Annotated in this window: 19 protein-coding genes and 1 riboswitch; of the genes, 8 read left to right on the top strand and 11 right to left on the bottom strand. The window is 70.2% G+C overall.

Annotated features, from left to right (window positions below):
* Positions 1 to 979 precede the first annotated feature (979 nt).
* Positions 980 to 1,945: a pirin family protein gene (locus ABZV38_RS25485; RefSeq protein WP_356330562.1), complete on the bottom strand. Its 966-nt coding sequence runs from the start codon at positions 1,943 to 1,945 to the stop codon at positions 980 to 982.
* 166 nt (positions 1,946 to 2,111) lie between these two features.
* On the opposite strand from ABZV38_RS25485, the gene ABZV38_RS25480 reads away from it, so the two are divergent.
* Positions 2,112 to 2,468: a tetratricopeptide repeat protein gene (locus ABZV38_RS25480; protein ID WP_356330560.1), complete on the top strand. Its 357-nt coding sequence runs from the start codon at positions 2,112 to 2,114 to the stop codon at positions 2,466 to 2,468.
* A gap of 197 nt (positions 2,469 to 2,665) precedes the next feature.
* Here ABZV38_RS25480 and ABZV38_RS25475 read toward each other — a convergent pair whose 3' ends face one another.
* From ABZV38_RS25475 to ABZV38_RS25465, 3 genes are all read right to left on the bottom strand, one after another.
* Entirely contained in the window at positions 2,666 to 3,409 is a 744-nt protein-coding gene (locus ABZV38_RS25475; protein WP_356330558.1) for a TetR/AcrR family transcriptional regulator, read from the bottom strand.
* A gap of 27 nt (positions 3,410 to 3,436) precedes the next feature.
* Positions 3,437 to 4,333, bottom strand: coding sequence for an SDR family oxidoreductase (locus tag ABZV38_RS25470; protein ID WP_356330556.1), 897 nt, complete (start codon positions 4,331 to 4,333; stop codon positions 3,437 to 3,439).
* A gap of 100 nt (positions 4,334 to 4,433) precedes the next feature.
* Positions 4,434 to 5,183 (bottom strand): SDR family oxidoreductase, encoded by a 750-nt coding sequence (locus ABZV38_RS25465; protein ID WP_356330554.1) that lies wholly within the window; start codon positions 5,181 to 5,183, stop codon positions 4,434 to 4,436.
* A 182-nt stretch (positions 5,184 to 5,365) separates the two neighbouring features.
* Between ABZV38_RS25465 and ABZV38_RS25460 the strand changes: the two genes are divergently transcribed.
* Positions 5,366 to 5,950, top strand: a complete 585-nt coding sequence (locus tag ABZV38_RS25460) for a GNAT family N-acetyltransferase (protein WP_356330552.1) — start codon at positions 5,366 to 5,368, stop codon at positions 5,948 to 5,950.
* An 89-nt stretch (positions 5,951 to 6,039) separates the two neighbouring features.
* Here ABZV38_RS25460 and ABZV38_RS25455 read toward each other — a convergent pair whose 3' ends face one another.
* A complete protein-coding gene (locus ABZV38_RS25455; RefSeq protein ID WP_356330550.1) occupies positions 6,040 to 6,813 on the bottom strand; it encodes a CbtA family protein in 774 nt (257 codons plus the stop codon).
* Between the two features lie 28 nt (positions 6,814 to 6,841).
* Entirely contained in the window at positions 6,842 to 7,060 is a 219-nt protein-coding gene (locus tag ABZV38_RS25450; RefSeq protein ID WP_030980799.1) for a CbtB domain-containing protein, read from the bottom strand.
* A gap of 3 nt (positions 7,061 to 7,063) precedes the next feature.
* Positions 7,064 to 7,212: riboswitch (adenosylcobalamin (AdoCbl) riboswitch) on the bottom strand.
* 112 nt (positions 7,213 to 7,324) lie between these two features.
* On the opposite strand from ABZV38_RS25450, the gene ABZV38_RS25445 reads away from it, so the two are divergent.
* Both ABZV38_RS25445 and ABZV38_RS25440 read left to right on the top strand, forming a co-directional pair.
* A complete protein-coding gene (locus ABZV38_RS25445; RefSeq protein ID WP_356330581.1) occupies positions 7,325 to 7,918 on the top strand; it encodes a histidine phosphatase family protein in 594 nt (197 codons plus the stop codon).
* Between the two features lie 457 nt (positions 7,919 to 8,375).
* Entirely contained in the window at positions 8,376 to 8,870 is a 495-nt protein-coding gene (locus ABZV38_RS25440; protein ID WP_356330548.1) for an Asp23/Gls24 family envelope stress response protein, read from the top strand.
* A 402-nt stretch (positions 8,871 to 9,272) separates the two neighbouring features.
* Here ABZV38_RS25440 and ABZV38_RS25435 read toward each other — a convergent pair whose 3' ends face one another.
* Positions 9,273 to 10,715, bottom strand: a complete 1,443-nt coding sequence (locus ABZV38_RS25435; protein WP_356330546.1) for an NAD(P)/FAD-dependent oxidoreductase — start codon at positions 10,713 to 10,715, stop codon at positions 9,273 to 9,275.
* A gap of 116 nt (positions 10,716 to 10,831) precedes the next feature.
* On the opposite strand from ABZV38_RS25435, the gene trxA reads away from it, so the two are divergent.
* Positions 10,832 to 11,206, top strand: coding sequence for a thioredoxin (gene trxA / locus ABZV38_RS25430; RefSeq protein WP_356330544.1), 375 nt, complete (start codon positions 10,832 to 10,834; stop codon positions 11,204 to 11,206).
* An 87-nt stretch (positions 11,207 to 11,293) separates the two neighbouring features.
* Here the strand turns inward: trxA and ABZV38_RS25425 are convergent, their stop codons facing one another.
* The 3 genes from ABZV38_RS25425 to ABZV38_RS25415 all read right to left on the bottom strand — a co-directional run bounded on the left by ABZV38_RS25425 (position 11,294) and on the right by ABZV38_RS25415 (position 14,496).
* Positions 11,294 to 12,730, bottom strand: a complete 1,437-nt coding sequence (locus ABZV38_RS25425) for an aldehyde dehydrogenase family protein (RefSeq protein ID WP_356330542.1) — start codon at positions 12,728 to 12,730, stop codon at positions 11,294 to 11,296.
* Between the two features lie 291 nt (positions 12,731 to 13,021).
* Entirely contained in the window at positions 13,022 to 13,360 is a 339-nt protein-coding gene (locus ABZV38_RS25420) for a hypothetical protein (protein WP_356330540.1), read from the bottom strand.
* 113 nt (positions 13,361 to 13,473) lie between these two features.
* Positions 13,474 to 14,496 (bottom strand): LacI family DNA-binding transcriptional regulator, encoded by a 1,023-nt coding sequence (locus tag ABZV38_RS25415; protein ID WP_356330538.1) that lies wholly within the window; start codon positions 14,494 to 14,496, stop codon positions 13,474 to 13,476.
* A 49-nt stretch (positions 14,497 to 14,545) separates the two neighbouring features.
* On the opposite strand from ABZV38_RS25415, the gene ABZV38_RS25410 reads away from it, so the two are divergent.
* The 3 genes from ABZV38_RS25410 (at position 14,546) to ABZV38_RS25400 (ending at position 17,159) form a co-directional block, all read left to right on the top strand.
* Complete coding sequence (locus ABZV38_RS25410; RefSeq protein ID WP_326607021.1) at positions 14,546 to 14,764, top strand: hypothetical protein; 219 nt, start codon at positions 14,546 to 14,548, stop codon at positions 14,762 to 14,764.
* Between the two features lie 161 nt (positions 14,765 to 14,925).
* Positions 14,926 to 16,467, top strand: coding sequence for an SPFH domain-containing protein (locus tag ABZV38_RS25405; protein ID WP_356330536.1), 1,542 nt, complete (start codon positions 14,926 to 14,928; stop codon positions 16,465 to 16,467).
* A gap of 206 nt (positions 16,468 to 16,673) precedes the next feature.
* Entirely contained in the window at positions 16,674 to 17,159 is a 486-nt protein-coding gene (locus ABZV38_RS25400; protein WP_356330534.1) for a type II toxin-antitoxin system PemK/MazF family toxin, read from the top strand.
* Positions 17,160 to 17,416: 257 nt separating this feature from the next.
* On the opposite strand, the gene ABZV38_RS25395 is transcribed toward ABZV38_RS25400, so the two are convergent.
* Positions 17,417 to 18,253 (bottom strand): TIGR02452 family protein, encoded by an 837-nt coding sequence (locus tag ABZV38_RS25395; RefSeq protein WP_356330532.1) that lies wholly within the window; start codon positions 18,251 to 18,253, stop codon positions 17,417 to 17,419.
* Positions 18,254 to 18,320 lie beyond the last annotated feature (67 nt).

The raw sequence follows: 18,320 nt of genomic DNA, 5'->3' as shown, positions 1-18,320 counted from the left end.
GCCTCGACATGAATTGCCACCGAATCGGCCGCCTTCCGCACGCCACATGTCCGCTCGTCGGAGTGTGTTGAGCCGGTGACCGGAAGAGTGTTAACGATGTCGCAGGCGAAGGATGGGTCGAGGCACGAGATCGCCGCCGTCAGGCGGTTCCACGCCAGGAGCAAAACCCCTCCGTACAACCGTGGTTCACCGGCTCATCCGGAATCATCCGCTAAGCAAACCGGACCTGCCATCTTTTCCAGCTGGCACAAACACGCTATGTCCAAACTGCGACACGCTTCGCCTGTGCCGCCTTCAGGCTGTTCAGCGCGACGGTGTACGACGCGATGGTGTACGAGTTGAAGGGTGCCCGACCCTGGTGGCCATTCGAGTTGACCACGCAGGGAGGCCCAGTTCGAGGCGGGCGAGTACCAACGCTGTGACACTGTTGGTGATGTTGGTGGGGTGCTGACACCTGGGCTGGCGGGTGCTTGTCTGGTGGGAGCGGGGCGATGTCAGCGGTGAGGTTGGTCGCGGTGTCGTTGCGGCCGGAGAGTCATCAGAGGATCCCGGTCAGGACGGTGCGGACAGCGCGGGCGGCGTGTCCGAAGGGCACACCGACGATGCTGATCAGGGACCGGTTGGACGTGCTGTCGAGGACGTGGGAAGCGGTCCGATGCCGCCCAAGGTCCGGCAGCCGGCCGGATAGCGGGCAGGCCCGTCGTCGGCTGATGGTGCCGGATTGTGGCGGAAAAAGCAGCTCTGGGAGGTTCAACAGCCCGGCGGTCGGCGGCACAGTCAGCGACTACAGGAATCTGATTACTAGTCAGTAGGGTCAGCAAGTGTCTGATCAGACCTGGTCACAGGTGCCAACACTTGCAAGTACCGATCACCCAAGGAACCAGCCCACGACGGGCACAGTTGCGTCCCCTCACCGTACCGGCGAAGGGACGCAGCGAAGGTGCGCGGAGGCGACTCGCAACAGGAACATCACACCTGGTCAGCGCACCCGACCCCGGGGTTTCAGGGCCACGGGCGGCAGCTCGGGAGCGGGCAGCCGGTCGCCGTCGTAGCCCTTTACGTCACCGAAGCGGGAGCTTTCCATCCAACCCTTCCGGGCCTCCTCGATCTCCTCGTGGGAACGGCCGATGAAGTTCCACCACATGACGATCTCTTCCTCGAACGGCTCGCCGCCCAGGAGCATCAGCCCGGCGTCGGAAGCGGCGCGGAGGGGGAGTTCGGTGCGGCCGCAGCCGAGGTAGAGCATCGATCCGCGCTCCAGCGGCACGCCGTCGACCTCCGCCTCGCCGGACATCGACAGCACCGCATACTCGAAGTCGGGGTCGAGCGGCAGTCGCGCCTCGGCACCGCCCGTCAGAGCGATGTCCGCGCCGACAATCGGGGTATAGGCCGTGCCCGGTGAGGTGGCGCCGTCGAGCTCGCCGAGGATCACCGTGGCGGCGAGGCCGGGGGCGGTGACGGTGGGCAGGTCGGTGTGGTGCTGGAAGTGCGGCTCGACCTGGCGGTGTGCGTCGGGCAGGGCCACCCAGAGCTGGGCGCCGTGCAGAAAGCGGGCGTGCGGTTTCGGGCTCTCCTCCGAGTGGCTGATCGCCCGGCCGGAGGTCATCAGCCCCAGCTCGCGCGGGCGGACCGTCTGCAGGCTGCCCAGGCTGTCGCGGTGCAGCACCTCGCCCTCATGGAGCCAGCTGACCGTCTGCAGACCCATGTGGGGGTGCGGCGGGACCTGCATCCCGGGCTCGTCGGCGATGTCGTCGGGGCCGTAATGATCCACGAAGGCCCAGGCGCCGACCATGCGCCGGCCGAGATTGGGCAGCAGCCGGCGGACCTCGGTGGACTCGCCGACCTGGACGTGGCGCGGAGTGAGGAGTTCACGTACCGGCTCGGCGACGACGAAGCCCCGTCCTCCGCAGACGGAGAGTGTGGCCTGGCGATCGAGATTGCTCATGGCGCTCAACCTATTCCCGTGCGGGCGCGGGCGGTCGATACCCACGCCGAGATTTTAGTGGAATGCTCAACCATTATGCTGTGTTGTCAAACGTGAACGAACAGCTGGGCGGACGACCGGACGCCCGACCGGCAGGATCCGGGAACGCCGCGACCGAGGAGGACAAGTGAACGACAGCTACTTCGAGTTCGGTACGGCAGCCGACCGCTGGGACCGTGCCCGGATGTTCTTCGAGGCGAAGGAGTATCTCACTGCGGCCCGGATCCTGGGCGGGCTGGTCGAGGAAGCGCCGGAGCAGGTCGCCCCGCGGCTGCTGCTGGCCCGCGCCTACTACCACTCGGCGCGACTCGGCAAGGCCGAGACGGAGTTGCGGGCCGTGCTGGAGCGCAACCCCGTGGAGCATTACGCGCGGCTGATGCTCGGTCGCACGCTGGAGCGGCAGGGACGGCAGGCCGAGGCGACGCCGCATCTGCGGATGGCTGCGGCGATGTCCGGGGACTTCGGGGACGACTCGGACGTCTGAGGCGCCGTGTCTGCGGGTGGGCTTCGGTCGAAGGGGGCGGTGCGGCTCGGAGCGGCGGCTGAAGCGGTCGTCGCCGCGCACTTCAGCAGAAGCCGTGTGAGCGCGATTGGGCCGCCCGGTCAGTCCCCGGACACTGCCCGGGCGGCCCCAGTACGGTCAGGATGTCGTCGTACGTGCTCCCCGGGCGCCCGTCGCTCTCAGCCGGAGCGATCGGTTTCGTCGTCGTCCGCGGCCCGGCTTCCCGGAGCGTTCGAAACGCGGTCCAGCCATTCGGTCATCAGGGCCGATTCGGCCTTGCTGAGTCCGGCGGCGGGAGAGTCGTGCAGCAGGGCCCTCAGCCGGTTGGCGGCGGAGGAGATGTGCATCTCATCCTCGTCGGCCGGCTTGCCGCCGCTCGCTTCGGGTACGAACACGGCCGCGTGCACCGCATCGCGTACGCGTCCGGACATCCTGTTGTCATGGAACGTCGCGGGGCGGGCGACCAGCATCAGCGCGACGCCGACATTGGCAGACATGATCATCTGGGCGGCCGGCTCGGGCGCGATCCGCAGCTTTCCCTGCGCCGCGGCCCGCTCCAGGTCCCTGGTGAGGATCCGATGCGATTCGAGCGCGGCGGCCGGCGGGGTGCGCATGGAGGGGGAATTCATCAGCCGGTACAGGTTCGGATTCCGCAGGGCGAATTCGACATGGCTGTCCCAGCCGTCGCGCAGGTCCTGGACGGGGTCCGCGGTGTCACCGCGCTCCCGCTTCGTCGCCAGGTACGCATCGAAACCGTGATCGACGACGGCCGAGAGCAGCCCCTCCTTGTCGCCGAAGTACCGGTAGAGGGCCGGGGCCCCCACCTGCGCGGCCTCGCACACGGCCCGGGTGGAGATGCCCCCGTCCGGCGACTTCGCGACCAGGTCGGCCGCCACTTCCAGGATGCGTGCTCGCGTGCTCATCGAACGGACGCTATCAAGGGGCCGAGGTCAGCGGGCGGCATGGGGGACCAGCAGGTCGTCGAGGCCCATGCGGGTGAGGAACTCGGCGCGTATGCGGTCGGCGACCACGCTGACCGTTTCGCTGCCGTCGTCGACGGGGTCGATATGGACCCGGAAGGGACGCTTGCCGTGATCCGTCCCGACAACCCGGACGATTGCGTCGGCGACCTGGGAGACATCGGCGTCGGCGGGTGCGAGCTCGGCCAGGCGTCGGGACACCTGATCCATCATCCCCGCGTAGCGCTCTTCGTACGCCGGGACGACGGTCACGTCGGAGGGATGGCCGCCGGTGACGAAGTGGTTGGTGCCGGAGGTGAAGGAGCCGGGCACGACGATGGTGGTCTCGATGTTGAAGCGGGCCAGCTCGGCGGCGTACGAGACGGCGAGCGCGTCCATAGCGGACTTGGCCGCGAAGTACGGGGCGAGATAGGGCGGAGTGCCGCCCTTGGTGGACGTGGAACCCACCCATACGACCAGCCCGTGTTCCTGGGCGCGCAGGTGCGGAAGGGCGGCCCGGTTGACGCGCTGGGTGCCGAGCACATTGGTGTCGTAGACCGCCGTGAGCTCCTCGGGCGTGAACGCCTCGGCGGGGCCGGTGACCATGTGTCCGGCGTTGTGGACGATCACGTCCAGCCGGCCGGCGTCGGCGAGGACAGTGGCGACGGCGGCGTCCGCCGACTCCTGTGACAGCACGTCGAGTTCGACGGTGCGCAGGTCCACCTGGTGCTCGGCGGCGTACGCCGCCGCCTCGGCGACCCGTGCGGCGTTGCGCGTCGTGGTGTTGCGCATGGCCGCGTAGACGGTGTGGCCCGCATGGGCCAGGGCGCGGGCGGCCAGGGCGCCGAAGCCGGATCCGGCGCCGGTGATGACGATGGTCTTGTTCATGACGTAGTCCTCGGCCTTTTGGTCGGTGATGAAGTGGAAGAAGAGAAGAAGGAGGTGACGCGGTCGTGGGAGCGGCGGTCTGCGGCGGCAGTGGGCAGGGTCAGACGATGCCGCCGTTGGCGCGCACGACCTGGCCGTTGACCCAGCGGGCGGGACCGGCGAGGAAGGCGACGACCTCCGCGATGTCCTGCGGAGTCCCGAGGCGCTCCAGCGGCGCCTGGCCGGCGAACTTCTCGATGGTCGCCTCGTCCTTGCCCTCCAGGAAGAGAGCGGTGGCGGTCGGACCGGGGGCCACGGCGTTGACCGTGATGTCCCTGCCGCGCAGTTCGCGGGCCAGGATCAGGGTCATGGCCTCGACCGCGCCCTTGGTGGCGGCGTAGGCGCTGTAGCCGGGGAGGGCCAGCGACAGCACGGAGCTGGAGAAGTTGATGATCGCTCCGCCGCCGCGCAGACGGCGCGCCGCCTGCTGGTCGACGACGAAGGTGCCGCGGATGTTGGTCCGGTGCATCCGGTCCAGCGCGTCCAGATCCATGTCGACGAGTGGTGCGAGCGTCATGACGCCCGCAGCGTGGACGACGACGTCGACTCCGCCGAAGGTCTCCGCCGCCGCATCGAAGAGCGCCGCTACGGCCAGCTCGTCGGCGACGTCCGCACGGTGGGCGATCGCCTCGCCACCTGCGGCTGCAATCGCCGCGACGGTGGCGTCGGCATCGGTCCGGTTGCCCGCGTAGTTGATGACGACGGCGAATCCGTCGGCGGCCAGGCGTTCGGCGCTCTCCCGGCCGATGCCCCTGGACCCTCCGGTGACGACGGCGACCCGGCGTGCAGTGGTGACGGTGTGCTCAGTCATGGCGTTGCTCCCGTTTCAAGGGGTCCGGTGGTGTCCGCTTCTGCGATGAGAACAACGCTAACATCATTGCAGTAGCGACGCTACCCTGATTACGTAGCAACGCTACTAGTGTCGCTACTCACGCCCAGGGCGGTGCAAAATCGGATGCGTCGAGGACTGCCGCTGTGATAATCCGACGAGTCATGGAAGCTCTTGTGACAGCGCGGCTCGTGCTCCACCCACTGACCCCCGCAGAGGCGGAGTGCGTAGTGGAAGGCCGTCCCGGACCGGACGCCCTCTGGGCACCCGACTACCCCAACGACGGAGACCGGGCGGGCGCCAGGCACTTCCTGGAGCACTGCGCGGATACCGGCAATCCCCAGCCGTTCGGCGCGTACGAAATCCGCCTCCGCGAGGACGGGCACGCCATCGGCGGAGTCGGTTTCCACGCCGTTCCGGACGACCAGGGACAGGTCACGATCGGCTACGGCCTCATCCCGGCGATGCGCGGCAAGGGGTACGCCTCCGAGGCTCTGCGCGCGCTGCTGGAGTTCGCCCGCACCGCGGGTGCCGCATCGGTCAAGGGCGACGCCGACCTCGACAACACCGCGTCCCAGCACGTCATGGCGGCGGCCGGGATGCGCTTCGTCGAGGAGGACGAGCTGCTGAGGCACTACCGGATCGCCTGGACGGCCGGATGCGCGGGCGGGGTGGGTGGAGCAACCACGACGGACGGTGCCGCCGGGACCGAGGCCTCTCCTCCGGTCTCCGCTCGGCGTCCGTCATGACACCGAGCACCCGGGCGACTGGACCCCGACAACAGCTGAACCCGCCAGGCGGCTCCTGGCGGGTTCGGTCGTAGCGGTGTTCCGGCCGGTCAGCCGGCGGCAGGGGCCGTGCGGGATGCCGTGCCGCCCCCCGCCGGGACCGTGTCCGGTCTCGGCGCCAGCAGCCGTTCCGTCAGGTAGCCGAAGACCAGACCGAATGTGGTCCAGAGCGTGGCCTGAACGGCAAGGGTGGCGAGGCGGAACTCCCACAGCAGACCGGCCGGGAAGCCCTTGCCGACCTCGTTGAACGAGGGCAGGAAGGTGTAGGCGAGCCCGATGACGAGGACGTAGGCGGCGGATGCCGTGATCGTCGCGTTCCAGTTGCCCAGGCGGGGAGCCAGCCGCTTGCCGAGGATGACGGCGGCAACGGCGAGCAGCACGCTGAGGGCGACCATGAGGAAGAACAGGGTGGTGCGTTGGCCGATCGTGTCGGGGTTGCCGACGGCCGGCGGGTTGGCCGGGTATTTGAGGAACGGCACGACATACACGGTCAGCAGGGCGCCGAACGCGATCAGTGCGGCCGTGGCCCGTGGGCCGAACCTGCCGATGCGGCCGAGGGCGTAACAGAAGACGAGCGCGGCGATGCCGCCGATGGCCACGCCGAAGACGAGGACACCGGTGGCGAGGCCGGCCGTGGACTGCATGGTGCGGCTGACGAGTTCCTCGCCGCCGCCGTGGTCGTGGCTGTGGGCCTCTTCGAGGGCGATGGCCGCGTCGACGCGCGACTCTCCGAGGAAGTAGGCGACGGCAAGCGCGAGCGCACCCGCGACAAGGCCGGCCAGCATGCCGCGGACCAGCAGGGCTCTGACAGATATGGAGTTCATGAGGGGTTCCCCTGGCTTGCGCAGTGTGTCAGTGGCAGGGGAAACCGAGCAGGTGGCGACCGTCGTGGACCCACTCGTGGACACCCTCACCGGAGATGACCGCGGTGGCGCCCTGCTCGGCGCCGACGAAATAGAGCAGGACGAGCATGAGGATGCCGAAGAAGACCGCCCAAGGGGCAATGGCCTTCAGCGAGATGGGGGTGATGGCGGGTGATGCGACGGCGGCGGGGGCAGCAGTCTGTGCCATGGCAGAACCTCCTGGGGGAACACGCGTCCCGATCGTGGTGCCTGAGACGACAGTGGTGGGTCTGACTTCCCGTATGGCTACGGGTTCACAGTGGCGCGACCGTGCCGGATTCTCACCGGACTTCCATCACACCGTCGTCATGTTCGTCGCGACCATACCGTCTGGGAGCACTCCGCCGCCATGGCGCCATCTGCCCACCCCCCGGCGCTCGATGCCATGGTGTGCTTGTCCAAGAGGCCACAGTTCAGGGAGTTGACGCGGGTGTTGACGGTACAGGTGATGTTGATCTCGCCGGCGCTCAACGCGGCGCTGCGCGAGGCCCGGTTCGACGGTGACGCCCCGCTCGACGCTTCCGGCGTCCGGCGGGCGCGTGCGGCCGCGGCCGCGGTGCCTGCCGCCGATCGCCGGGTGCACGGCACGGACGAGCGGTGCGCCGCGACCGCCGGGGCGCTGAGGCTGCGGTCCGAGCCCGAACCTGCCCTTCGTGGCTGGGACTTGGGGCGCTGGAGCGGGCACCGGCTGGCGGAGGTGAGCAGGGACGAACCGGAGGCGGTGTCGACCTGGCTGTCCGGCCCTTCGACTGCCCCGCACGGCGGTGAGTCGCTGCTGGACCTGCATGCGCGGGTGGGCGGCTGGCTGGATTCGCTGCATCGGGACGGTGGCGATGACGGCCGCGTGATCGCCGTGGCCGAACCCGCTGTGGTGCGCGCCGCGATCGTGCATGCGCTGGACCTTCCGCCGCAGGCGTTCTGGCGGTTGGACGTGGCCCCGCTGACACTGACCGAGCTCAGCGGCCGGTCCGGGCGCTGGAACCTGCGCTGCGGGCGGTCCCTGGGCACCGGAACCGACGTCCCATGATCCGGCGCAGGCCTCCCCACCGGCCCGCCCCGCCCCGCCGGTGACGGCCCCTGCACCAACCTTCCGGTGGCCGAAGCGGGGCTCACGGCCACCGGCGGTTCCGGTACGTCTCAGTGACCACCGCAGTGGACGGACGGTAGGCAGAGGGGCCGTCTCCGTGAAGGACCGCGCGATCACGTGCGCCGGCTCCACCACGCATCACGGCGGACCACGCCTCCCCTGCCCCGGACTGCAGGGCACGCGCCCGGGCCGAAGTCCCCCACACCGGTGCCAGTTACTCGGTACCGGGAACAGGCAGGGCGCGACGAGACAGGCCACCGACCCACCCAGGCCCGCCACGGCAGGGCCCGCCCGGGCGTGCGTCCGCACACCCCTGCCGCTCAAGCAATGCTGACAAATGGTACGTAAACTGGCCAAGGCGATCGAGCCCACCTTCTCCTCGGAAGGGCGACCGACCATGACCGATCACACGCAGCTGGGCCGGCCCGAGACCACCCGCCCGGCATCCGACGCCACGCACGGAGCAGGACCGCAGGGAAGAAACCGCCCAACGGAACCTGGGGCACGTGGACGTACCACGATCGCCGACGGCGTGGTGGCGAAGATCGCCGGGTTGGCCGCCCGGGACGTGCCCGGAGTCCAGAGCATGGGCGGGGGCTTCACCCGCGGGATGGGGGCCGTGCGGGAGCGGGTGCCCGGAGCGGGAAGCCAGTCCGTCGCCAGCGGTGTCAAGGTCGAGGTCGGCGAGGTCCAGACCGCGGTCGACCTGTCGATCATCATCGAATACGGCTTCTCGATCGTCGAGCTCACGGGCGACGTCCGGACCGAGGTGATCGCCGCAATCGAGCGGATGACCGGTCTGGACGTCGTAGAGGTCAACATCATGGTGAGCGACGTCAAGCTGCCCGACGAGGAAGAGGAGCAGCAGGTGCCGGAGAGGCGGGTCGCGTAGCGGTTCGCCGGACCGGATCGCGCCTGGTCGACGGGGTGGCCATCGGCTGTGTCGTCGGCCTGAAACCTCGGCTGTCTCCCGAGGTCCATCGGGTACCCGTTTGGTGCAGGGCCCCTGGGGCAGTCGCAGATGACGGGGATATGGCTGACCTCGATCGGAGGACCAGATGTCTGGCGCTTCAGCGCTGTCGCTCGTTCTTCAACCGCCTGCTCAGCACATGATCCGGGGGAACGCCTCGCCCGGCGAGCTCGCCCGCACTCCGTCTGCACACCGGGACTTGGTCGTAGCGTGCGCGGGCGCGGGGAGGGCGACGAACCCCGACGACACAGCGGCCCCGTTTCTCGCAGGGACGCTCGGTCACGTCGGGATCCGTCCCCCCACGCACTGACTCGCCGTCCCTGCTCAGCCGCGGTACGCCTCCAGCAGGCGCAGCCAGACCTCGCTGATCGTGGGGAAGGCAGGGACCGCGTGCCAGAGCCGGTCGATGGGGACCTCACCCGCGACCGCGACGGTCGCCGAATGCAACAGCTCGCCGATGCCCGGCCCGACGAAGGTGACGCCGAGCAGGATCTCCCGGTCGAGGTCGACAACCATGCGGGCCCGGCCACGGTAGCCGCTCGCGTAGAGGCCGGAGCCCGAGACCGCGGCGAGGTCGTAGTCGACGGCGCGTACGCGATGGCCGGCCCGCTCCGCCGCGGCGAGGGTGAGACCCACGGACGCGGCCTCCGGGTCGGTGAAGACGACCTGGGGGACGGCCGCGTGGTCGGCGGTCGCGGTATGGGCGCCCCAACGACCGGTCGCCTGCGGGACGCCCTGGGCGCGGGCGGCGATCGCCGCACCCGCGATACGGGCCTGGTACTTGCCCTGATGGGTGAGGAGGGCCCGGTGATTGACGTCGCCGACGGCGTAGAGCCAGGTGCTGCCCTCTACACGGCAGCTGTCGTCGACCGTGAGCCAGGATCCGGGCTTCAGGGCCACCGTCTCCAGTCCGAGGTCGTCGGTGCGCGGGGCGCGGCCGGTGGCGAAGAGGATCTCGTCGGCCTCGATGCGCTCCCCGTTGCCCAGTTCGACGGTGACGGGGCCGTCCGGGGCCGTGCGGATGACGGAGGTGGCCGAGACGCCGGTACGGATGTCGGCTCCGGCCTCGGTCAGCGCCTCGGCGACCAGCTCACCCGCGAACGGCTCCATCTTCGGCAGCAGGCCCTTGCCACGGATCAGCATCGTGACCTCGGTGCCGAGCGCCTGATAGACGGTGGCCATCTCCACGCCGACGACCCCACCGCCGACGATCACCAGGCGGCCCGGAACCTCCTTCGCGCTGGTCGCCTCCCGGCTGGTCCAGGGGCGGGCATCGGCGACTCCGAGCAGGTCAGGAACCACGGCGCGGCTGCCGGTGCAGACGGCGACGGCGTGCCGCGCGGTGAGCCGGTGTTCGGTGCCGTCGGGGGTGGTGACGGAGACCTGCTTCGTACCGGCCAGACGGCCCTGGCCCCGGTAGAGATCCGCGCCGACACCCTCCAACCAGGCGACCTGCCCGTCGTCCTGCCAGTCCGCGACATACCAGTCACGGTGGGCAAGGACCGCAGCTGCGTCCAGCGGGCCCTGCACGGCTGCGCTGAGGCCGGGGACCCTGCGCGCGTCGGCGCGGGCGACGACCGGGCGCAGCAGGGCCTTGCTGGGAATACAGGCCCAGTACGAGCATTCGCCGCCGACCAGCTCCGCCTCGACGACCGCGGTGCTCAGCCCTGCCGCGCGGATCCGGTCCGCCACGTTCTCCCCCACCGGCCCCGCGCCGATCACCACGACGTCGTACACGGCGTTCTTCACAACATCAGCATCTGTCATGGGGACAGTCTGGTCGTGGGTGTGGGCTGCGGCCACATGGGCAGGCGGAATAGCGCAAGAGAAACCACCGTTGTCCGTGGACAGGTCCGAACGGGCACAGGAAGAGGTACAGACGCATGAGCACCGTAGAGCTCACCAAGGAAAACTTCGATCAGGTCGTCAGCGGGAACGAGTTCGTCCTGATCGACTTCTGGGCTTCCTGGTGCGGCCCGTGTCGGCAGTTCGCGCCGGTCTACGACGCGGCGTCCGAGCGCCACGACGACCTGGTCTTCGCCAAGGTCGACACGGAGGCGCAGCAGGAGCTGGCGGCGGCCTTCGAGATCCGGTCCATTCCGACGCTGATGATCGTCCGGGACAATGTGGCGGTGTTCTCCCAGCCCGGGGCGCTGCCGGAGGCGGCGCTGGAGGATGTCATCGGGCAGGCCCGGAAGCTGGACATGGACGAGGTGCGCAAGTCCATCGAGACCCAGCAGAAGGAACAGCAGCAGTAGCCTGCGCGATCCCGAACTGTGGGTGGAGGAGGGCCCGGCCGTCGGCCGGGCCCTCCCGGCGTTGCGGAGGCGGACAGGACCTGAGGGCTAGAAGGGGTGGCCGGCCGGTTCGTGGCGCACGGTCGTCCAGCGCAGCTCCGTGAAGGCGTCCAGATTGGCCCCGCCGCCGAACCGTGCGCCGGTGCCGGACGCGGCGATGCCGCCGAAGGGTGCGACCGCCTCGTCGTTCACCGTCTGGTCGTTGATGTGGACGATGCCGGTCGGGATCCGGTCCGCGAGTTCCAGGCCCAGCGCGGTGTCACGGGTGACGATGCCGAGGGAGAGCCCGTACGGGCTGTCGGCGGCCAGCGCCGCGGCCTCGTCCAGGGTTTCGAAGGACCGCACAGGGGCGACGGGGCCGAAGACCTCCTCCACGTAGGCAGGCGTGTGGTCGTCGACGTGGGTGAGAACGGTGGGGCGATAGAACAGATCGTGGTGGGTGCCGCCGGCCGCGAGCTTCGCGCCGCCTGCGGTGCTCGACTCGACCAGGCGGTGGATCTTGCCGAGCTGGCCGCGGTCGATGATCGGGCCTAGGTGGACCTGCTCACGGTGCGGGTCACCGACCGTCAGCGCGTCCGCCTTGGCGGCGAGCCGTTCGACGTACTCGTCGTACAGAGAGGCGTGTACGAGGTGGCGGCCGGTGGTCATGCAGATCTGGCCCTGGTGGAAGAACGAGCCCCAGCCGGCCTGGGCCACCGCGCCCTCCAGGTCGGCGTCCTCCAGAACGACAAGGGCGGAGTTGCCGCCGAGTTCCAGGTGGGCGCGCTTGAGAAGCCGTCCCGCAGCCTCGCCGACGGCGCGGCCCGCAGCGGTGGAGCCGGTGAAGGAGATGACCGGGACGCGCCGCTCGGCGACCAGCGCCTGTCCTGCCTCGGCACCGCCGGGCAGGACGTGCAGCAGGTGCTCGTCGAGTCCGGCACCGGCGAAGACCGCCGCCAGCGCGAGCCCGCCGCAGACGGCGGTGCGCGGATCGGGCTTGAGGAGGACCGCGTTGCCCAGGGCGAGTGCGGGGGCGACAGACCGGATGGCGAGGATCAGCGGCGCGTTGAACGGGGCGATCACGCCGACGACGCCGACCGGGACGCGCCGGGTGTAGGAGAGACGCTCGTCCTCGCTGGGCAGTACCTCACCGGTCGGCCGGGACGCGAGCGCGGCGGCCTCGTAGCACTCCTGGGCGGCGACATGGAGCTCGAAGTCGGCCTTGCCGGGGATCGAGCCCGACTCCCGTACGATCCATTCGCGCAGTTCGTCGGCGTGCGCGGTGAACAGGTCGCCGGCCCGGCGCAGGACCGCGGCGCGGACGAAGTGCGGGGTGCGGGACCAGGTGGCCTGGGCGGCGGCTGCGGACTGGGCGGCCGCGGCGATGTCCTCGGGGGTGGCGAGGGTGACACGTCCGAGCACCTCGCCGGTGGCGGGCTCGACGACGTCCGACTCACCTCCCGCGAGCGTGCGGGACTGCCAGGCTTTGGGGTCGAGCAGGGACATGAAGGCTCTCCAGTCGGTCGGTTCGAGGGGTGGTCCCATGCGGTGGGGCGCGGGGTGTGCGGCCGCGGCTTCGCGGGACGACGCGATCCGGCGCAGCCGTGCGAGCTGCGTTCGGCGATCGAACGTGACCTCGCTCGGTTGAACGTGCAACATCGTAGCCACGCAGCGCCCACCGAAAAGGGAATTGATCGAACTGCTGCTCCCTTTTGTACGCGACGTTCCTTGCTGGCCTCATGCAGGGAAGGTTTTTCCCAACTACCCATAGCGAGAAGGAAGTTGCCTGCTCCCGGTTCAGCCCTCGGTCTTTCGCTCCGAGACCCTGACCGAGAGCCCGTAGTCCAGTTCGGCGCCGTCGATCAACAGGGCCTCCACGGTCCGCGTCACCGGATCGATGTCCGCCACCATGCCCTCGCCGGCGTACCTGGGGTAGCCCGATGCCCCCGTCTCACCCGTGGCCTCCACGACGGCCGAGCGAATGGCGGCGACGGAGTCGGGAGCGCCGGCGTGGCCGGTGTGGTGGGCGGCTTCTGGGCGTTCGGTGTGTTCAGTGGCTTCGGCCGGTTCGGTCGTGGTGTCGGTGAACCCTGGAACGATCAGGATCTCGTAACTCTGCGGATAGCTCATGGTCATGACGCTAAGCAAGCGACGCGCGGCGCGCACGTCGCCGCGCTGCCGTGTTGCCGTGCCGGACAGCAGCTCTGTGTGCTGCCGCCGGTGAGCCCGGCGACCGCGCCCCCGCCACCTCAGCTCGACTCGCGGGGGATCGCCCGTGCCCTCAGCAGGTCGTGGCGCTCGGGCTCGCCCCCCGGGTTCCGCACCAGCCGGTCGACGAGATCCGCCAGCGGCTGCGCCGTCGCCAGTTCCGTCCGCACACTGCTCAGCCGCGGCCTCAGCAGCCTGCCCAGCATCAGGTCCTCGGCTCCGATCACGGCGCTCTCGCCGGGCACCTCGATGCCCGCGTCCTGGAGCGCCCGCATCAGGAGCATCGCATAGTCGTCGTTGTACGCGAACACGGCATCGAGTCCGAGCGTGCGCCACCGTGCGGCGAGAGCGGCGGCCGACTCCTCCTCGTACCGCAGTGGCAGCGGCTCGATACGGGCGCCGCCACCGGCTGCGGCCCGCCGGGCTCCGGCCAGCCGGGGTTCGGCGAACACGCCGACGCCCTGTTCCTCGGGCATGACCACTCCGATCCGACGGCGGCCGCGCTCCAGAAGATGCGTGATGGCGCAACTTCCCACCTCCCGCTCGTCCATGACCAGGGCGTGGGCGCCGTCGACCGGCTGCGGGCCGAGGGTGATCACCGCCTTGGCCCCGGAACGCCGGAGCACTCCTATGCCCTGCGGGGTGAGGGCGACTCCGCCGGGTGCGACAACGGCGACGGGGCGGAGCTCGGCCCAGGCCCGGGCGGCTTCCTCGGCGTCGAGGCCGAGACTGCCGTGCTGGACCACGGTGTAGTCGAGGCGGCGCAGGCCGGACTCGAGCTCATGGAAGAAGTGGTGATGAAGCGGTCCGACGGGATGGTTCCCGGTGGGCAGCAGCACCATCCGGGTGTGTCCGGCGCGCAGACTACGGGCCGCCGCATGCGGCACGTAGCCGAGTTCGCCGGCTGCTTCCCTGACCCGGCGGCGGGTGGGATCGCTGATCCGCACGGTCGAGTTGTTGTTGAGTACGTACGACACGGTGGCCCGGGAGACACCTGCGAGTCGCGCCACGTCGGCGCTCGTCGGGACGGCGCCTTCGGAGGGCTGCTTGGGTAACTGGCTCATGGCATCGGGCAGTCTTCCAGACCGGTCCTGCGTGGGTACGCTCCGGGGCATGGATGACTCGTCGATGGTGGGACTGCTCGGCCGGGTGACCGGGACGGTGGGGCCGGGGCTGGTCGGCGAGGTGATCGTACGGATCCGTGGGGGCGCCGAGCACTTCCTCGCGTACCCGTCCTCGCCGAAGGACCGCATGGAGCCGGGGACGGTGGTGACGGTGATCGATTATCTGCCCCCGCGCACGGTGTATGTGGCGCGCGCGTACGACAGTTGAGGTGCCGCGCGCAGGGTGGTCGAGGTGTGTGACGCACAGGCGTCGGGTGCGCGCCGGTCAAGAATGCGGCAAGGATCTGCACACCTCTTCTCCGCCGTCGTGCGCAGGAGAAGACTCCCTCTGTTCAGCAGTGCCGACGGGGCACTGCGATAAGGGGGCGCATGCCGATGGTCATCGGCGTCACGGCGGGGCTGGTTCTCGCCGCCATCATTGTGTTGATCGGCCTGTTCAAGCTGATGTGGCGAGTGGCCGAGCCGAACGAAGCACTGGTCATCTCCGGCTCCAAGCACAAGACCGAAGGTCTTGGGCAGGGCATGGGGTTCCGTATCGTCACCGGGCACGGCACGCTCGTCCTGCCCGGTGTGCAGGCGGTACGGAAGATGTCGCTCGACCTCAACGAGACGGAACTGTCCGTCGATTGCGTCACGCATCAGGGGATTCCCCTGCGGGTACGTGGTGTTGTCATCTTCAAGGTGGGCGACGACTTCGTGTCGATCGCCAATGCGGCCCGCCGCTTCCTCGACCAGCAGAAGATGATGGCGGAGCGGGTGCACAACGTGTTCGCCGGTCATCTCCGCTCCATCGTGGGCGGGTTGACCGTCGAGGACATGATCCGGGACCGGGAGAAGCTCACCGGTCAGACCCGGGCGGCGTGCGGCAGCGAGATGGAGAAGCTCGGGCTGATCGTCGATTCGCTGCAGATCCATGAGATCGAGGACCCGACCGGGTACATCAAGAATCTCGCCATGCCGCATGCCGCCGCCGTTCAGCGGGATGCCCGGATCGCGCAGGCCGAGGCCAACCGGCGGGCGACCGAGGCGGAACAGCAGGCCGCCGCCCGGATGTCGGAGGCGACCCGCGACAGCGAGATCCTGCAGGCCGGCTACCAGGCCGAGCGGGACAAGGCCGCGGCCAAGTCGCGGCAGGCAGGTCCGCTCGCCGACGCAGCGGCCCGGCAGGAGGTCGTGGTCCAGGAGACCCGGGTCGCCGAGCTGGAGGCCCAGCGGCGCGAGCAGCAGCTGCAGGTCGACGTACGGAAGCCCGCCGATGCCCAGGCGTACGAGAAGCGCACACTGGCGGAGGGCGAGCGCGACGCCCGGATCTCGGCCGCCGAGGCGCACGCCAAGGAGACGGAGCTCGCCGCGATCGCCGAGGCCAACCGGGTGAAGACGGCGGCGGTCGCGGAGGCCGAGGCGACCAAGGCGCGGGGCGCCGCCGCCGCGTCGGCGACCCGGGCGACCGGCGAGGCGGAGGCAGCAGCGGCGCAGGCCAAGGGGCTTGCACTGGCCGAGTCGACCCGGGCCAAAGGTCTGGCCGAGGCGGAGGCGATCAAGGCACGGGCGGCAGCCCTGGCGGAAAATCAGGAGGCCGTGGTCGCCCAGCAGTTGGCGGAGAAGTGGCCGGAGATCGTCGAGGCCGGCGCGGGCGCCTTCAGCAGCGTCGATCACATGGTGCTGCTGAACGGGGCCGACGGCATGTCGGAGATGTTCGCGAAGGCGCTGACGATGGGCGGTACGGGACTGGGCCTGGCCCGCCAGCTGCTGTCCACGATGAGCCAGGGCGACGGCCGGAACGACGGCCGGAACAACAGGGGGACGGAGGCCGCGCCCCCGGTCAACGGTGTCGCGCCCGCCGTCCCGCCCGCGCCGCGCAAGGAGCACATTCCGGTGACGGGTGATCAGGAGGTCGGCACACCCTCCTGACCGGTCGCGGCAGCTGTGGCCGGTACTTGTCCGTCAGCCACGGGCGAGTACCGGCCACAGCTTTGTGCTGTCCCGTCGTCGCCCCGTCGAGCCGCACGGCGCGCTCTGTGCAGGCAGCGGCGCAAACGCGTCGTCCTTCCCGCCCCGCAGCGCGTCCGGCGGACCCGACTCCATGGAATGGGCCGTGCACGTTCTACGGTGTCCGGATGACGATCCCTCACCGTTCAGTCGGCACCTTCAGCACGACCAGCACCGACGGCCCGGCCGGCTTCCCCGGCCGCTCCGGCCCGACCGCCACCGCCGAGGCCGACCCGCACGATGTGGGCCAGGTCCGCACCTCGTACGCCCCCGACCGCGACGGCGATCCCGATCCGGGGGAGATCGTCTGGACCTGGGTGCCGTTCGAGGAGAACGACGGCCGGGGCAAGGACCGCCCGGTGCTCGTGGTGGCACGGGAGGCAACGGGAACGCTGCTCGCCGTGCAGCTCTCCAGCAAGCAGCACGACCGGGACCGCGAGTGGGTGGCCCTCGGCGCCGGGCCGTGGGACAGCTCGGGGCGGCCGTCCTGGGTGGATCTGGACCGGGTGCTGCGGGTGCACGAGGACGGGATGCGCCGCGAGGCGTGCGCGCTGGACCGGGACCGGTTCGAACTGGTCGTCGGGCGGCTGCGGGAGCGCTACGGCTGGAGCTGACCGACGAGGGCCGGGCCCACCGGCCCCCGTGGCGGCTGACGTCGGCCCCACCGGTTCGACGTCGCCGTCAGGGCCGCTGCCCGTCCCTCCAGCTCAACCTGACGGTTATGGTTGGCGCCCGCCCCTCCGGCCAGATGCCGCCGTCACGGTCGGTACCCACCCCTCCGGCCAGACGTCACCGCCGCCGCCGCCGCCCACCCCTCTGGCTCAACGTGACCGTTACAGTTGGTCTCCACTCCTCCGGCCCAACGTCAGGGTTACGCCTGCGGCTCACGGTCGAACATCCGGGCGAACGCGTCGCGGGTGGCCGACGTGCGGCTTCGGTCGAGGATGCCGACGACGATCTGCTCGAAGTGGCCGGCGAACCGCCCCCCGTCGACGAGCAGCGCCCGGAACGCGCCGGCCACCTGCTCCGGATCGTTCATGAACACGCCGCAGCCCCAGGCCCCGAGCACCAGCCTGCGGTACCCGCGCACGGCGGCCACCTCCAGCACCCGCTCGGCGCGCGACGCGAGCGCCGCGGGGATGCGGTGGGCGTCCTCGGGCGTCCGGCTCCGGATCACTCCGGCGTTGGGCGCCGGCGAGGTGAGAAAGCCGACGGTGTACGGGGTGTCCAGCAGCCGCCCCCGGTCGTCACGGAACACCGGCATGCCGGCTGAGTGGATCACCCGATCGGTGTAGAAGGCGCTGCGTTCGGCCCGGTGGTGGGCGTAGTAGTCGGGGGCGCGCAGCAGGGTGGCGTACAGCGCGGAGCCGCGGCACAGGGCCTCCTCCTGGGCCTGCGCGCCGCGCAGGTAGCCACCTCCGGGGTTACGGGCGGAGGCGTAGTTCAGGACGGCGATCCTGCCGGGCGCTTCGCCGGTCATCCGACGGGCCGCCTGCAGGCTGCTCTCGCCGGTCACCTCGATGACCGCGGTGCGGTCGGTGTCGAGTGCGGCGACGGGAACCGGGTCGGGCCCGTAGAGCCGGGTCCCGGAGAGCGCGGCGGCCAGAGTGCGCTCAATACTGACCTCACGCCCCTCGGGCGTGCGGTAGAGCCCGGCTTCGACGATGGACTCGGTCTCTGTCGCGATGGCGCGCAGGCGTGCGCTCATCGGCACTCCCCCGTGTGATGCATACGGGCATGATCCACGCTCCTGCGATCCCGGTGCAATGGAATTA

The organism is Streptomyces sp. NPDC005181 (assembly GCF_040608395.1).
GTDB lineage: Bacteria > Actinomycetota > Actinomycetes > Streptomycetales > Streptomycetaceae > Streptomyces.
This window is presented reverse-complemented; position numbering and strand designations above follow the sequence as displayed.

What these genes read in the sequence shown, in the direction of transcription:
- ABZV38_RS25425 (WP_356330542.1), bottom strand. Translation starts at nt 12,730, where the DNA reads ATGTCCCTGCTCGACCCCAAAGCCTGGCAGTCCCGCACGCTCGCGGGA.
- ABZV38_RS25470 (WP_356330556.1), bottom strand. Translation starts at nt 4,333, where the DNA reads ATGAACAAGACCATCGTCATCACCGGCGCCGGATCCGGCTTCGGCGCC.
- ABZV38_RS25450 (WP_030980799.1), bottom strand. Translation starts at nt 7,060, where the DNA reads ATGGCACAGACTGCTGCCCCCGCCGCCGTCGCATCACCCGCCATCACC.
- ABZV38_RS25465 (WP_356330554.1), bottom strand. Translation starts at nt 5,183, where the DNA reads ATGACTGAGCACACCGTCACCACTGCACGCCGGGTCGCCGTCGTCACC.
- ABZV38_RS25400 (WP_356330534.1), top strand. Translation starts at nt 16,674, where the DNA reads ATGACGATCCCTCACCGTTCAGTCGGCACCTTCAGCACGACCAGCACC.
- ABZV38_RS25395 (WP_356330532.1), bottom strand. Translation starts at nt 18,253, where the DNA reads ATGAGCGCACGCCTGCGCGCCATCGCGACAGAGACCGAGTCCATCGTC.
- ABZV38_RS25475 (WP_356330558.1), bottom strand. Translation starts at nt 3,409, where the DNA reads ATGAGCACGCGAGCACGCATCCTGGAAGTGGCGGCCGACCTGGTCGCG.
- ABZV38_RS25435 (WP_356330546.1), bottom strand. Translation starts at nt 10,715, where the DNA reads ATGACAGATGCTGATGTTGTGAAGAACGCCGTGTACGACGTCGTGGTG.
- ABZV38_RS25405 (WP_356330536.1), top strand. Translation starts at nt 14,926, where the DNA reads ATGCCGATGGTCATCGGCGTCACGGCGGGGCTGGTTCTCGCCGCCATC.
- trxA (WP_356330544.1), top strand. Translation starts at nt 10,832, where the DNA reads ATGAGCACCGTAGAGCTCACCAAGGAAAACTTCGATCAGGTCGTCAGC.
- ABZV38_RS25440 (WP_356330548.1), top strand. Translation starts at nt 8,376, where the DNA reads ATGACCGATCACACGCAGCTGGGCCGGCCCGAGACCACCCGCCCGGCA.
- ABZV38_RS25455 (WP_356330550.1), bottom strand. Translation starts at nt 6,813, where the DNA reads ATGAACTCCATATCTGTCAGAGCCCTGCTGGTCCGCGGCATGCTGGCC.
- ABZV38_RS25420 (WP_356330540.1), bottom strand. Translation starts at nt 13,360, where the DNA reads ATGACCATGAGCTATCCGCAGAGTTACGAGATCCTGATCGTTCCAGGG.
- ABZV38_RS25415 (WP_356330538.1), bottom strand. Translation starts at nt 14,496, where the DNA reads ATGAGCCAGTTACCCAAGCAGCCCTCCGAAGGCGCCGTCCCGACGAGC.
- ABZV38_RS25485 (WP_356330562.1), bottom strand. Translation starts at nt 1,945, where the DNA reads ATGAGCAATCTCGATCGCCAGGCCACACTCTCCGTCTGCGGAGGACGG.
- ABZV38_RS25460 (WP_356330552.1), top strand. Translation starts at nt 5,366, where the DNA reads ATGGAAGCTCTTGTGACAGCGCGGCTCGTGCTCCACCCACTGACCCCC.
- ABZV38_RS25410 (WP_326607021.1), top strand. Translation starts at nt 14,546, where the DNA reads ATGGATGACTCGTCGATGGTGGGACTGCTCGGCCGGGTGACCGGGACG.